We start from the raw sequence: 13949 nt of genomic DNA, 5'->3' as shown, positions 1-13949 counted from the left end.
TCGGCCGCGAGGGTCTGTGGCCCTGCTGTTGACTTCCTGTTGCCAAGCACATCAGTGAAGGAACTCCATGACCCGCACTCGTCGCATCGTCGCCCCCGCCGTCCTGGCCCTGTGCCTGTCGGCCCCCGCGCTGGCCTTCGCCGGCAACGCCACCCAGGGCAACGACAAGATCAACGGCACCTCGAAGCCGGACCGGATCGTCTCCATGGGCGGCAACGACAAGATCAAGAGCAAGGGCGGGAACGACAAGGTCCTGTCCGGCCCCGGCAACGACAAGGTCGACGGCGGCTCGGGCTCGGACAACGTCCAGTCCGGTCCCGGCAACGACCGCGTCGAGGGGGGCACCGGCAACGACAAGCTCGCCGGCAGCTCGGGCGACGACACCATCAACGGCAGCGTCGGCAACGACACGCTGCTCGGCGCCGTTGGTCTCGACACCCTCGATGGTGGAGAGGGCGACGACAGGATCCAGGGCCAGGGCAGCTCCGACGTGCTGATCGGGGGCCCCGGTGTCGACATCATCGACGGCGCCGACGGCGACGACACGATCGACGCGGGCCCCGACAACGACCGCGTGACCGGCGGCACCGGCAACGACAACATCGTCGGTGGCGACGGCAGCGACTACCTCGACGGCAGCGGCGACAACGACACGATCGACGGCGGCCCCGGTGACGACAGCCTGGCTGGTGCGTCGGGTGACGACAGCATCACCGGCGGCGAGGGCAACGAGAACATGAACGGCGGTGACGGGAACGACTTCCTCGACGGCGGCCCCGGTGACGACGGCATCGCCCCGGTCGGTGACGGTCGCAGCGCGAAGGAGGGCCTCCCGGAGATCAACGGCGGCCCCGGCAACGACCGCCTCATCGGTGGCGACGGTCGGGACAAGCTGATCGGTGGCGAGGGTGACGACTACCTCGAGGGTGGCGTGGGCGACGACCACTCGCTCAGCGGCGGCCCGGGGAGCGACGTCATCGTCGACGGCGACGGCGACGACCTCTACATCAAGGGCGACGAGGACGGTGACACGATCTTCGTCGGTCGAGGCGCGGACAAGGTCTACTCCGAACAGGGCAACGACACGATCTACCTCTTCGACGACGGTGCCCGGGACGAGTTCTACTGCGACGACTCCGATGACGCCGGCACTCCGCTCGAGGGCAAGAACGACCGCGTCATCTACATCGGTCGCATCGACCCGCTCGACAAGCCCAGCGACACGATGAAGTCCTGTGAGTCGGTCACCGTCATCAACTACCTCCCCGAGGGGTGGCCCTACGGTCCGATCGAGCTCGCCGCACCCCTGCAGAGGACTGCTTCCCCGCTCGCGCGTGCTGCCGCGGACCTGCCGGTCCACGGACCGGTCATGCCCGGCTTCGTGGCCTGATCAGGCAGCGAACAGCAGGTAGAGCCCACCGACGGTGAAGCCGACCATCGCGAACAGCAACGGCAGCTGACCGGTCAGCTGGTGCCTGACCGGCAGCAGCCGGACCGCTCGCTCGTGGGCCGCCACGACACCCAGGACGTGTCCGGTGACCACCGCCAGCACCTTGACGGTGGCGACGAACGTCGGGTGGTAGGACAGCCATGGGTTCACCGTCATGTCGGACAGGCCGAGCAGGTCGTCGCCGCGACTCAGCGGGTCGCTGAGCTGGATCAGCGTCATCTGCCCGACCATGACGAAGTAGGTCAGGTAGTGGGCCACGATGTAGCCCACGATGATCGGGATGACTGAGTGGGCGAAGAGGTCGGGCAGAGTCGATCTGCGTATGCCGCCGTCCTCCCCGACCGCGCGCAGGCCGGTCGCCATCGTCCCGATCGCGAGGACCAGGCCGACGCCCGCACAGAACCCGAGCAGACCGAGGTTGCTGAGCAGGGTGCTCTCGAGCGAGCTGCTCTGGATGAACTTCACCCACGGCGTCGACTCGCGGAAGGAGTCGAAGGCGGTGCTCCCGAAGAGCACGGCGACCACGGCCACCAGGCCGGGCCGGGCGTCGGTGGTGTCGAGGTTGGCGAGCGGGGAGCGGAGCACCAGGCGGCTGTCCTCGTCCGGCCGCCCTGCGACGGTCTCGACGGAGCCGTCGCGGCGCCCCCAGACGGACAGCTTGGCGCAGAGGCTGGAATAGACCTCGAACGGGTCGGCGTGGGCATAGAAGCGGTTTCCGAAGAGGGCGCCGCCGATCAGCATGATGCCGAGGTAGGTGGCGAACCACAGCCGTACGGTGCCGACGTCGGTGGACCCGGGGTGGACCAGCTCGAGCCAGACGAAGGCGAAGAGCCCGACGGCGGCGGGCCAGTAGCCCAACCGTGGGGGATAGGTGTAGAGCCCGACGTCCGGGTCGCTGCCGGACACCTTGGCCAGCAACAGGTTGATGGTCCGGCTGGGACTGATCGCCCTCCACACGGGGCCGAGGAGGACCGACAGCGGGACGATCCCCACCCACAGCAGGACGTAGAACACGCCCAGGGTCGGGTTGATGAGCGTGTCCGACCCGGCGACGGCCGCCCATCCCACATAGAGCAGCCACGCCATGCCGAAGACCCGCCACCAGACCCGCCAGGCGGTCGACGAGACCAACCGATCCAGCCACTCCGGGGCGGGGCGGCCGCTCGTGGCGCTGTCGTAGCGTGGCTCGCGCCAGGCCAGGGCCAGGACGGTGAACGAGATGACCAGGGCGGCGACGGCGCCGGCGACGGTCAGAGCGAGCGGCAGGGGCAGGTCCTTGGCGCCCCCGAGCCCGTGGGCCAGGATCCGGTCGTCCACGTCAGCGGACTTCGAGCTGCACGACCACCACGCCGAGCTCGTGCGACTCCACCTCGACGATGCCGGGCACGTCGAGGGTCAGCGACAGGTCGCTCGTGCCGGGGTTGTAGGCGAGCACCTGCTCAGGCGTGGAGTGCACGTGCAGCTCACCGGGAGCGTCCGCGGTGACGGCCAGCGTGATCTTCTCGCCTGCGCTGACCCTGACCCGGTCGCCGTTGGGGCTGACGGTGTTGCCTTCGAAGGTGATCTGGATGGCGTCGTCGGGCTCTTCGGCGGGTGCCGCCGTGGGGCTCTCCGTCGCGCTGGGCTCCTGCTCCGACGACTGACTGGCGCTCGGCTCGGGTGCAGCGGCGGAGTCGCTGTCGGATTCGTTCTCGCCGCAACCGCTGAGGGAAAGGGCAAGCACCACGCTCACGGCGAGGGCTGTCAGGGGGCGAGAGCGGACGGCGGTGGTGCTGCTCAAGGGGGTTCTCCTCATCTCACGACTGTTCCTCTGCCACAATCCCACGCGGAGCATCAATGCCGGCACCAGGGTCCTTGGCCGTGGCGCACGGCACCTCACGAAGGGGCAGACATGGACGAGCGCCTGCGGCCGCGCGACCTGGCGTTCCTGGCGGCTGAGTCACCGCGAACTCCGATGCACAACGCCACGCTGGAGATCTTCGAGCCGGGGGAGTCCGGGTTCGACTACGCCGCGCTCGTCGAGCTGATCGCGGATCGCATCGCCTTCGTCCCTCGCTATCGCCAGCGGTTGCAGACGGTGCCGGGGCGGCTGGCGACACCGGTCTGGGTGGATGACACCGACTTCGAGCTGAGCTATCACGTCCGGCGCTCAGCGCTGCCGGCTCCTGGGGACCACGGTCGGCTCCGCGAGCTCGTGGCCCGGATCGTGTCGCGTCCCCTGGACCGCTCGCGACCCCTCTGGGAGATCTACTTCATCGAGGGGCTGGCGCAGGGACGGGTGGCCGTCCTGACCAAGAGCCACCAGATCCTGGTCGACGGCCGGGAGACCGTCGACATCGGTCAGGTGCTGCTCGACACCGAGCCCGACCGTCCTGAGCTGGGGCACGACGAGTGGCGCCCGCAGAACCGCCCCGACGCGCTGTCCCTGGCCATCGGCGCCCTCACCGACTCCATCGAGCGGCCGGCGACCGTGGTCAACACGGTGCAGGCCAACACCCAGGCCCTGCTGCGTACGGCGAATGCCACCCGTCAGCGGGTCGGCGACCTGACGGGCGCGCTTGCCGGCCGCAAGCCGGTCGCGTCGTCGCCACTCAACCGACGGCTGTCCCAGCAGCGGCGCTTCTTGTCGATCCACACCGAGCTGGACGACTACAAGCGGATCCGGCGCGTCCACGGCGGCACCATCAACGACGTCATCCTGGCCACGATCACGGGCGGCCTGCGCGGCTGGCTGATGACCCGCACGGAGTCGATGGCAGGCCTGAAGTCGGTCAAGGCCATCGTGCCGATGTCGGTGATCGACGACGAGCTCGAACCGACCTCGCTCGGCAGCCAGGTCACCGGGCACCTGGTCCACCTGCCGATCTCCGAGCCGTCGCCGGTCGTGCGACTCCACCAGGTCAGCTACAGCTTCCGGGCACACAAGGAGACCGGTCGCGGTGTCGGTGCCGAGCGGCTCGCGGGTGTCTCTGGCTTCGCGCCGACCACGTTCCACGCCCTGGGATCCCGGGTGGCGGCCGCGGAGCAGCGCCGTGGCTTCCACCTGTCGGTGACCAACGTCCCCGGTCCGCAGTTCCCCCTCTATTCGGGGGGAGCGAAGATGATCGAGACCTATCCTGTTCACCCGCTCCTGCCCGACCACGCCCTCTCCATCGGCGTCACCTCCTACAACGGCGGTGTGTTCTACGGCATCACCGCCGACCGGGACGCCCTCGCCGATGTCGACACGCTCGGTGCCTGCATCCTCGAGGCGCTCGACGAGCTGAAGGAGTCCGCCAGCGACACCCGCAAGCGCGCTCCGCGCGGGCGCAAGAAGGCTGCGACCCCCAAGGAGCCGAAGCGGTGAGGGTCTATCTGCCCCTCACCCTCGCCACGCTCCGCGGGGCCGACGAAGCCGGTGAAGTGCCTGAGCACTGCGAGAGGTTCACGGCCGAGGACGAGTCCGAGGAGGCGGAGTACGCCGCCCTGATGACCGCCGCCGACGCCTCCGCCGAGCAGCTCGACGGAGCAGGTCGGCGCGTCGTCCTGGTCGCCGACGTGGTCGAGCCTGCAGGCGCCATACCGAAGAAGAGGTGGGCGGCGGTGCACGTCGACACCGACGCGGACGCCGATCCGGACGACGACCTCGCCTGGTATGGGATCCAGGAAATTCCGGAGCTCATCGCAGGTGACTAGGGTCGGGTCATGGACGCGATCACCTTCCCTCCGGCTCCCACCAACGAGCCCAACCTGACCTACGCCCCCGGCAGCCCCGAACGGGCCGCCCTCAAGGCGGAGCTCGCCCGACTCGAGAGCAAGCAGCACACCCTGCGCGCTCACGTCAACGGCAAGAAGCGCAACGGCGGGGGCGCCGAGATCAAGGTCGTGCAGCCGCACGACCACCAGCACGTCCTCGGGGTCTTGAAGAACTCGACGACCAAGGACGCCGAGGCGGCGCTCAAGGCGGCCAAGTCTGCCGCCCTGCCGTGGCAGCGGATGCCGTTCGACGACAAGTGCGCGATCCTGCTCAAGGCCGCCGACCTGCTCGCCGGGCCCTGGCGCCAGCGGATCAACGCCGCCACCATGCTCGGGCAGTCCAAGACCGCCTATCAGGCCGAGATCGACGCGGCCTGCGAGCTGATCGACTTCTGGCGCTTCAACGTCCACTACGCCAAGCAGATCCACACCGACCAGCCGATCGCCAACAGCCCCGGCATCTGGAACCGCACCGACCACCGGCCGCTCGAGGGCTTCGTCTATGCGATCTCGCCGTTCAACTTCACCGCGATCGCCGGCAACCTGCCCACCGCCCCGGCGCTGATGGGCAACACGGTCATCTGGAAGCCGTCTCCGACCCAGCAGCTCGCCGCGTCGCTGACGATGGAGCTCCTCGAGGAGGCCGGGATGCCGCCCGGTGTCATCAACATGCTGCCCGGCGACGGCCTCGAGGTGTCGAAGGTGGCCCTGGCGAGCCCCGACCTCGCGGGGATCCACTTCACCGGCTCGACCCCGACGTTCCAGCACCTGTGGCGCACCGTCGGTGAGAACATCGCCGGCTATCGCGCCTATCCGCGCATCGTCGGGGAGACCGGCGGCAAGGACTTCATCGTCGCCCACCCCAGTGCCGACCCCGACGTCGTCCGGGTCGCGATGCTGCGGGGCGCCTTCGAATACCAGGGCCAGAAGTGCAGCGCCGCGTCGCGTGCATACGTCGCCAGGTCGGTGTGGGACAAGATGAAGGACCAACTGATCGCCGACACCGACGGGCTCGCGATGGGCGACGTCACCGACTTCTCCAACTTCATAGGCGCGGTGATCGACGACCGTGCGTTCGCCAAGCACAAGGCGGCGATCGCCCGGGTCAAGAAGAGCCGTCACCTGACGCTGCTGGCGGGCGGACAGACCGACGACTCGGTGGGCTACTTCGTCAGGCCGACGATCGTGGAGTCGACCGACCCCACCGACCAGATGTTCTCGGACGAATACTTCGGCCCGATCCTGGCTGTGCACGTCTATGACGACGACCGCTTCGAGTCGGTCGTCGCCCAGATGGAGTCGTTCGCGCCGTACGCCCTGACCGGGGCGATCATCGCCCAGGACCGCGCCGCGATCGCGTGGGCCCGTCGTGAGCTCCGCTTCGCTGCCGGCAACTTCTACATCAACGACAAGCCGACCGGCGCCGTCGTCGGCCAGCAGCCCTTCGGCGGGGGTCGCGCCTCAGGCACCAACGACAAGGCCGGCGCCGCGGTCAACCTGCTGCGCTGGACGTCACCGCGCTCGATCAAGGAGACGTTCGTGCCGCCGACCGACCACCGCTATCCCCACATGGACGCCGAGTGACCGTTCTCCACCTGGGCGCCCTGCACCCGATCGAGCAGGCCCTCACCATCGCGCTGGCGTTCGGCCCGTTCTTGCTGCTCGGCCTCGTGATCTGGTGGCGCCGGCGGCACGAGGCCGGCGACTGACGCCGCAGTGGGGCCCGCTCGCGGGGTCGCGATGAGGGTCCACGCAGTTGCGTGGAAGTACGGGCTCGAGCCCGGGTCGCCGGGCGAACTTCGACGCAGGTGCGTCGACGTGCAGCTGCCGTCAGCCGAGGCAACCAGTCGGCGTCCACTCGTCGGCGTCCGGAAGACCATCCACGACAGGAAGGTTCGGTTCAGGTGGCGGCCAACCACGTCCGGCCGACGGCGTTCTCCGCACGGTAGGCCTTGGTCAGCAGCCCGACGATCAGGTCCTCGAGCTTCCCGCCCACCAGCGGGATGCCGACCTTGACGGTCAGCTGCAGGCTCTGCACGACGTCGTCCCCGACCTGCGCGAGGTCGAGGGTGCCCGACACGTCCCCGGGCTTGCCCGGGATCGTGACCGCGACGTCGGCGTGCGAGTCGGACGTCCACGTCTCCTCCGAGATGATGGAGATCTCCTCGCCGACGAACTTGCGGGCGAACGACGGGACATGGTCGGTGCCGTGGACGACCTCGATGCGCGCTGTGCGGGCGTCACCGGTTCCGGTGGTGGCGGCAGAGCTGCGCAGGGCGCGCTGGTAGGTCGCGACCTCCTCACGGAAGGCGGGGTCTGCCAGCATCGCGGCGACCTGGCCGGTCGTCGCGGCTGGGTAGGTGAGCTGCTCGTGGATGCGCTTGGACATCTCAGCGCTCGCCCCGCAGCCAGGCCTGGCCGACGGCGTGCTCGACGTCGATGCTCTCGACGATCGTGTCGTGCAGGAGCTGCTCGAGCTTGCCGGCGAGGAGCGGGATCTTGATCTTGAGGTCCAGCTCGATGGTCTCGAGGGTGCCTGAGCCGTTCGGGGCGAGGGAGATGGTGCCGGCGATCTGTGCAGGTTTGCCGGGGGAGTCGATCGTCACCGTGGCGCCGCTGCTGTCCTCCCACACCTCGCGCTGGATCGCGCGGGTGGTGTCGCCGGTGAACTTGGCCGCGAACGACGGCAGTCCTGCGGTCTTCTGCACGTGGTCGTTGACAAAGGTGAATCCCTCGCCGGTGCGGGTCACGTCGATGTCGTGCGAGACCACGTCGAGGGCCTCGCTGACCTTCACCCGGAAGGCCTTGTCGCCCAACATCTCGAAGACCTCGTCGGGCGTCGCTTCATAGGTGATCTCGTGGTGGAGGCGCATGCGGGACATCATCGCCGAGGCCCGCCGCGGTGACTACGCCACCCGTGTTGTGTGCGTCACAATCGGCCGCCTAGGGTCGAGGCGTGGCGAAGCTCGAGGACGACAAGGCCGTACTACTGGACCGTGCTGCTGCGGCGGCAGCCGACGCGTCGCGAGGTGCGGGCGGAGAGCCGACCGAGGGGGTCTCCGAGCTGCTCGGTGCCTACTACCGACATGTCGCGCCCGAGGACCTGACCGGCCGCAGTCCGCAGGACCTGTACGGCGCCCTCTCCTCCCACTACGAGGCCGCCGCCGAGCGACCGCAGGGCACGGCAACGGTGCGCGTCGTGACGCCCGGCCCCGGGGACGAGGGTTGGTCAGCCGCCGGTCACTCGGTCGTCGAGGTGGTGATCGACGACATGCCGTTCCTCGTCGACTCGGTGACGATGGAGCTCACCCGTCAGAAGCACCACGTCCACGTCGTGATCCACCCGCGGTTCGAGGTCTCCCGCGACATCACCGGTCGCCTCCAGGGCGTCAGCGCGATCGCCGACGGAGTGGTGGAGGACGCAGCGCCCCACGCTCTCGAGGAGTCGTGGATGCACGTCGAGATCGAGCGGGTCGCAGACGAGACGGAGGTCGCCGAGATCGTCGACGGTCTGCAGCGGGTGCTGCGCGACGTACGCGAATCGGTCGAGGACTGGTCGAAGATGAGCGACCGGGCGCTGACCCTGGTCCGTGAGGTCGAGGCCGACCCGCCGCCGCTGGACCGGGCCGAGGTCCAGCGGAGCTGTGACTTCATCCGATGGCTCGCCGATGACCACTTCACCTTCCTCGGCTACCGCGAATACCGCCTCGAGTCGATCGGGTCGGAGGACGGCGAGGAGGACTGGGCGCTCCGGGCCGTTCCCGGCACCGGTCTGGGCATCCTGCGGGCCGACCAGGACATGTCCACCTCCTTCGCCAAGCTCCCACCGCTGGTGAAGGACAAGGCTCGCGAGAAGACCCTGCTCGTGCTGGCGAAGGCCAACTCCCGTGCCACCGTCCACCGCAACGCCTATCTCGACTACGTCGGCGTCAAGACGTTCGACGAGGCGGGCGAGGTCGTGGGCGAGCGCCGGTTCCTGGGCCTCTACTCCAGCGCCGCCTACACCGAGTCGATCACCCGGATCCCGCTGCTGCGCGAGAAGACGGCGAGGGTCATGCGGCAGGTCGGGTTCGACCCCCGCAGCCACGCGGGCAAGGCGTTGATGGACACGCTGGAGAACTATCCCCGCGACGAGCTCTTCCACACCCCGGCCGACGAGCTGGCCCCGACGGTGGAAGCCGTCATGTTCGCCCGGCAGCGCCGTGCGCCGCGACTGTTCGCCCGACGCGACACCTATGGACGTTACGTCTCGGTCCTGGTCTACCTGCCCCGCGACCGCTACAACACCACCGTCCGCGAGCGTTTCGCCGAGATCCTCAAGGACCGGCTCAACGGCGACACCGTCGAGTTCACGGCGCGCGTCAACGAGGCGACCACCGCCAGCGTCCACTTCGTCGTCCATCCGCCCAAGGGTGAGTCGGTCCCCGAGTTCGACGCCGCAGAGCTCGAACGAGCCATGGTCGAGGCGGCACGCTCGTGGCGCGACGACTTCAACGCCGCGGTGATCGAGGAGTACGGCGAGGATCGTGGCGCGAGCCTGGCGCGAGCCTGGGCCGACTCGTTCCCGGAGGCCTACAAGGAGGACTTCACTCCCGACATCGGCGCCGACGACGTCCGCCTGATGGAGTCCATCGAGGGCGACGAGGGCATCGACCTGGCGCTCTTCGACCCGCTGGGCGCCGGTCGCGGCGAGGCGCGGCTCAAGGTGTTCCGGGTGGGGTCGCCGCTCTCGCTGAGCCAGGTCCTGCCGATGCTGTCGTCGATGGGTGTCGAGGTGGTCGACGAGCGGCCCTACGAGCTCAGTGGACATGACCGGCCCCAGCACATCTACGAGTTCGGCCTGCGCTACGGCCACCAGTTCTCGCCCCATGCTCGCGAGCTCTTCGTCGACGCCCTGCGCGCTGTGTGGGACGGCTACAACGAGATCGACGGGTTCAACACCCTCGTCCTCGGCGCGGGCCTGACCTGGCGTCAGGCGACGGTGCTGCGGGCCTACGCGAAATACATGAAGCAGGGCAACTCCCCCTTCGCCCTGGACTACATCGAGGGCGCCCTCGGCAGCAACGTCGACATCACCCGGCTCCTGGTCGACCTCTTCGAGGCCCGCTTCGCCCCCGGCAAGGGCGGCCTGCCTGCCGACGCCGAGGCGAGGACGGCCAGGGTCGAGGTGGTCGAGGAGAAGATCGCCCGAGCCCTCGACGACGTGGTCAGCCTCGACCACGACCGCATCCTGCGGTCCTACCTCACCCACATCCGCGCGACGCTCCGCACCAACTACTTCCAGCGCGCCGCCGACGGCTCGGCGCACCCCTACATCTCGTTCAAGCTCGAACCCTCTGCGATCCCCGACCTGCCCGAGCCCCGCCCGAGCTACGAGATCTTCGTCTACTCGCCCCGGGTCGAGGGTGTGCACCTGCGTTTCGGCTCGGTCGCGCGTGGTGGGCTGCGCTGGTCGGACAGGCGCGACGACTTCCGGACCGAGGTGCTGGGGCTGGTCAAGGCGCAGATGGTGAAGAACACCGTGATCGTCCCGGTCGGCGCGAAGGGCGGCTTCTTCTGCAAGCAGCTCCCCGACTCCGGTGATCGGGAGGCGTGGCTGGCCGAGGGCATCGCCTGCTACAAGACCTTCATCTCCGGCCTGCTCGACATCACCGACAACCTCGTCGACGGCGAGGTGTCGCCACCGCGGGACGTGGTGCGCCACGACGGCGACGACACCTATCTCGTGGTCGCCGCCGACAAGGGCACTGCGACCTTCTCCGACATCGCCAACGGCGTGTCGGCCGACTACGGCTTCTGGCTGGGCGACGCGTTCGCCTCCGGCGGCTCGGTGGGCTATGACCACAAGGCGATGGGCATCACCGCACGAGGAGCGTGGGTCTCGGTCCAGCGGCACTTCCGCGAGCGTGGCATCGACTGCCAGCACGAGGACTTCACGGCCGTCGGGATCGGCGACATGTCCGGCGACGTGTTCGGCAACGGCATGCTCTGCTCCGAGCACACGCGACTGGTGGCGGCCTTCGACCACCGCGACATCTTCATCGACCCCGCCCCCGACGCGGCGGTGTCGTTCGCGGAGCGCAAGCGCCTCTTCGAGCTTCCCAGGTCCTCGTGGCAGGACTACGACAAGAGCCTCATCTCGACCGGGGGAGGAGTGTGGTCACGCTCGCTGAAGTCGATCGACGTCTCGGCCGAGATGCGCAGGGTGATCGGGCTCGGTGACGACGTCACCAAGCTGACGCCCGCCGAGCTGATGAAGGCGATCCTGCTGGCCCCGGTCGACCTGCTGTGGAACGGCGGCATCGGCACCTACGTCAAGGGCGCTGACGAGACCAACGCCGACGCCGGTGACAAGGCCAACGACCCGATCCGGGTCAACGGCAGCGAGCTGCGCGCCAAGTGTGTCGGGGAGGGCGGCAACCTCGGCCTCACCCAGCGGGGGCGGATCGAGTACGCCCGTGAAGGCTGCGGGGGCAGGGAGGGCGCATCAACACCGACTTCATCGACAACTCCGCCGGCGTCGACACCTCCGACCACGAGGTCAACATCAAGGTGCTCCTCGACAAGGTCGTCGCCGCAGGAGAGATGACCCGGGAGCAGCGCAACACGCTGCTCGCGGAGATGACCGACGAGGTCGCCGGCCTGGTGCTGCGCGACAACTACGAGCAGAACCTCGCGCTGGCCAACGCCGCCGCCCACGCTCCGGCGCTCCTCCACGTCCACGAGGACTGGATGAAGGACCTCGAACGCCGCGGCGTGCTCAATCGTGAGCTGGAGGCTCTTCCCAGCTCACGCCAGGTGCGCCACCTGCTCGACCGGGGCGAGAGCCTCTCGGTCCCCGAGCTGTCGGTGCTCCTGTCGTGGACCAAGATCGTCCTCGCCGACGAGCTCCTTGCCTCCGACCTTCCCGACGACCCCTACCTGCGCGAGGACCTGCTGTCCTACTTCCCGCCTCGGATGCGGGCCGACCACGTGCCGGCGATGGAGGACCACCCCCTGCGCCGCGAGATCATCGTCACCCAGGTGGTCAACGACCTCGTCAACGGCGCGGGAATGACCTTCATCCCCCGCCTGGCGGGAGAGACCGGTGCCAGCGTGGCGGACCTGACGCGAGCCAACTTCGTCGCGAGGGAGATCTTCGACTCCCTGCCGCTGCGTGAGGAGATCGCGTCCTACGACAACCAGGTCCCGGCCGAGCGCCAGACCAGGATGCGGATCGAGATGCGCACCCTGGTCGAGCGGGCCTCCCGGTGGCTGGTCAACAACCGGCGCCAGCCCCTCGACTCGACGGCGACGGTGGAGTTCTTCCAGTCGCGGGTGCAGTCGGTGATGCAGGTGCTGCCGCAGATCATGAGTGGGCAGGAGCTCGACGACTTCGTCGCCCGTCGTGACCGGCTCACGGCTCAGCACGTGCCCGACGACCTGGCCACCCGGGTCGCCGTGCTGGCACCGGCCTACGCACTGCTGGGGATCATCGAGACGGCCGACGAGCAGGGTCTCGACCCGGCCGATGTCGCGCGCGTCCACTTCGCCCTGGGCGAACGCCTCGGCCTGCCGACACTGGTGCACCGGATCTTCGCCCTGCCTCGCGACGACCGGTGGCAGACGATGGCCCGCGCCGCCGTGCGCGACGACCTCTATGCCGTGCACCAGCAGCTCACCGCTGCCGTGCTGGCCTCGACCGACACCGACGAGTCGGCGCCCGCACGGGTCGCGACCTGGGAGGAGAGTGAGACCGAGCTGATCGCTCGTTCGGCCGCCACGCTGGAGGAGATCTGCCGCGACGAGTCGGCTGACCTGGCGCGGCTCTCGGTCGGCCTGCGGGTGGTGCGTGGACTCCTTGCCACCAACTGAGCGGCGAGCCATATCGTCGTCGACGTGAGCCTGCTCCTCCAGACACCGCGCGCCGCGCTGACCCGCGTGGCGCGAGCGCTGCGACCCGGCGCCCCCAGCCCTCTCCTCGGAGCCACGGTGTGCGTGACCGGCGCGTCGTCGGGGATCGGCGAGGCGACAGCCAAGGCCGCTGCCCGCCGGGGCGCGCTGGTGCTGCTCGTCGCCCGTCGCTCCGAGGAGCTCGAGCGGGTGGCGGGGGAGATCCGCGCAGAGGGGGGTCATGCAGCGCCATACGTCGTGGACCTGACCGACGGTGACGCCGTCGACGCCCTCGTGGCCGACCTCCTGTCCGAGTACGGCGCTGTCGACTACCTCGTCAACAACGCCGGCCGGTCGATCCGTCGCTCGCTCGAGCTGAGTGGTGACCGCTTCCACGACTTCGAGCGGATGATGGCGATCAACTTCTTCGGACCGGTCCGGCTCACGATGGGGCTGCTGCCGACGATGCGCGAGCAGCGCTTCGGGCACATCGTCAACATCGTCACCTGGGGCAACCAGATCAAGGCGCCCAAGTTCGCGGCCTACATCGCCGCCAAGAGCGCGCTCGACGTGTTCGGCCGCATCCTGGGCAGGGAGGCGTTCTTCGACAACGTCACCTGCACCAACGTGCGGGTCGCGCTCGTCGCGACCGACATGATCGGGCCGACCGAGGCCTATCGGGACCGGAAGGCCGAGACCCCTGAGCACTGCGCCGAGCGGATCGTGCGGGCCCTGGAGGACCGCCCGGTCACGGTGAACGGAGCCGTCGGCTCATTCTTCGAGGTCCTCAACCTTGCAGCCCCCAGGCTGTCCGACTTCATCGCGGCCGAGATGTCGCGCCGCATGCCCGACTCAGCGGCGGCGCGCGGCGAGGTGTCCTGACCGGACGCCA

The 13949-nt window shown here is 69.0% G+C and carries 12 protein-coding genes; 8 read left to right on the top strand and 4 right to left on the bottom strand.

Going from position 1 to position 13949, the window contains the following annotated elements; translation table 11 throughout:
* Positions 1–67: 67 nt before the first annotated feature.
* Complete coding sequence (locus G7071_RS00465; RefSeq protein ID WP_166313678.1) at positions 68–1390, top strand: calcium-binding protein; 1323 nt, start codon at positions 68–70, stop codon at positions 1388–1390.
* Here G7071_RS00465 and G7071_RS00460 read toward each other — a convergent pair whose 3' ends face one another.
* Both G7071_RS00460 and G7071_RS00455 read right to left on the bottom strand, forming a co-directional pair.
* Entirely contained in the window at positions 1391–2767 is a 1377-nt protein-coding gene (locus tag G7071_RS00460) for a hypothetical protein (protein ID WP_166313676.1), read from the bottom strand. It lies immediately after the preceding gene.
* Position 2768: 1 nt separating this feature from the next.
* Positions 2769–3230: a hypothetical protein gene (locus G7071_RS00455; RefSeq protein WP_166313674.1), complete on the bottom strand. Its 462-nt coding sequence runs from the start codon at positions 3228–3230 to the stop codon at positions 2769–2771.
* Between the two features lie 111 nt (positions 3231–3341).
* Here G7071_RS00455 and G7071_RS00450 point away from each other — a divergent pair, with 111 nt between their 5' ends.
* The 4 genes from G7071_RS00450 to G7071_RS19535 are packed head-to-tail and all read left to right on the top strand — an operon-like array spanning position 3342 to position 6894.
* Complete coding sequence (locus G7071_RS00450) at positions 3342–4796, top strand: WS/DGAT/MGAT family O-acyltransferase (RefSeq protein ID WP_166313672.1); 1455 nt, start codon at positions 3342–3344, stop codon at positions 4794–4796.
* Complete coding sequence (locus tag G7071_RS00445) at positions 4793–5125, top strand: DUF6912 family protein (RefSeq protein ID WP_166313670.1); 333 nt, start codon at positions 4793–4795, stop codon at positions 5123–5125. The genes G7071_RS00450 and G7071_RS00445 overlap by 4 nt, the downstream gene beginning before the upstream one ends.
* A 9-nt stretch (positions 5126–5134) precedes the next feature.
* Complete coding sequence (pruA, locus tag G7071_RS00440) at positions 5135–6769, top strand: L-glutamate gamma-semialdehyde dehydrogenase (RefSeq protein ID WP_166313668.1); 1635 nt, start codon at positions 5135–5137, stop codon at positions 6767–6769.
* Positions 6766–6894, top strand: coding sequence for a hypothetical protein (locus tag G7071_RS19535; protein ID WP_281351711.1), 129 nt, complete (start codon positions 6766–6768; stop codon positions 6892–6894). The genes pruA and G7071_RS19535 overlap by 4 nt, the downstream gene beginning before the upstream one ends.
* Before the next feature lie 191 nt (positions 6895–7085).
* Here the strand turns inward: G7071_RS19535 and G7071_RS00435 are convergent, their stop codons facing one another.
* Both G7071_RS00435 and G7071_RS00430 read right to left on the bottom strand, forming a co-directional pair.
* Complete coding sequence (locus tag G7071_RS00435) at positions 7086–7574, bottom strand: DUF2505 domain-containing protein (RefSeq protein ID WP_166313666.1); 489 nt, start codon at positions 7572–7574, stop codon at positions 7086–7088.
* A 1-nt stretch (position 7575) separates the two neighbouring features.
* A complete protein-coding gene (locus G7071_RS00430; RefSeq protein ID WP_166313664.1) occupies positions 7576–8058 on the bottom strand; it encodes a DUF2505 domain-containing protein in 483 nt (160 codons plus the stop codon).
* Positions 8059–8141: 83 nt separating this feature from the next.
* Here G7071_RS00430 and G7071_RS00425 point away from each other — a divergent pair, with 83 nt between their 5' ends.
* The 3 genes from G7071_RS00425 to G7071_RS00420 are packed head-to-tail and all read left to right on the top strand — an operon-like array spanning position 8142 to position 13939.
* A complete protein-coding gene (locus G7071_RS00425) occupies positions 8142–11774 on the top strand; it encodes an NAD-glutamate dehydrogenase (RefSeq protein ID WP_246210256.1) in 3633 nt (1210 codons plus the stop codon).
* On the top strand, positions 11672–13039 hold the full coding sequence (locus G7071_RS18855) for an NAD-glutamate dehydrogenase domain-containing protein (RefSeq protein ID WP_343043558.1): 1368 nt from the start codon (positions 11672–11674) through the stop codon (positions 13037–13039). The genes G7071_RS00425 and G7071_RS18855 overlap by 103 nt, the downstream gene beginning before the upstream one ends.
* A 24-nt stretch (positions 13040–13063) precedes the next feature.
* On the top strand, positions 13064–13939 hold the full coding sequence (locus tag G7071_RS00420; protein WP_246210254.1) for an SDR family NAD(P)-dependent oxidoreductase: 876 nt from the start codon (positions 13064–13066) through the stop codon (positions 13937–13939).
* Positions 13940–13949: the final 10 nt, after the last annotated feature.

Source organism: Nocardioides piscis (genome assembly GCF_011300215.1).
GTDB classification, from domain to species: Bacteria; Actinomycetota; Actinomycetes; order Propionibacteriales; family Nocardioidaceae; genus Nocardioides; species Nocardioides piscis.
This window is presented reverse-complemented; position numbering and strand designations above follow the sequence as displayed.

Coding starts and splice junctions, on each gene's coding strand:
- G7071_RS00465 (WP_166313678.1), top strand. CDS start 68: ATGACCCGCACTCGTCGCATCGTCGCCCCCGCCGTCCTGGCCCTGTGC.
- G7071_RS00450 (WP_166313672.1), top strand. CDS start 3,342: ATGGACGAGCGCCTGCGGCCGCGCGACCTGGCGTTCCTGGCGGCTGAG.
- pruA (WP_166313668.1), top strand. CDS start 5,135: ATGGACGCGATCACCTTCCCTCCGGCTCCCACCAACGAGCCCAACCTG.
- G7071_RS00435 (WP_166313666.1), bottom strand. CDS start 7,574: ATGTCCAAGCGCATCCACGAGCAGCTCACCTACCCAGCCGCGACGACC.
- G7071_RS00430 (WP_166313664.1), bottom strand. CDS start 8,058: ATGCGCCTCCACCACGAGATCACCTATGAAGCGACGCCCGACGAGGTC.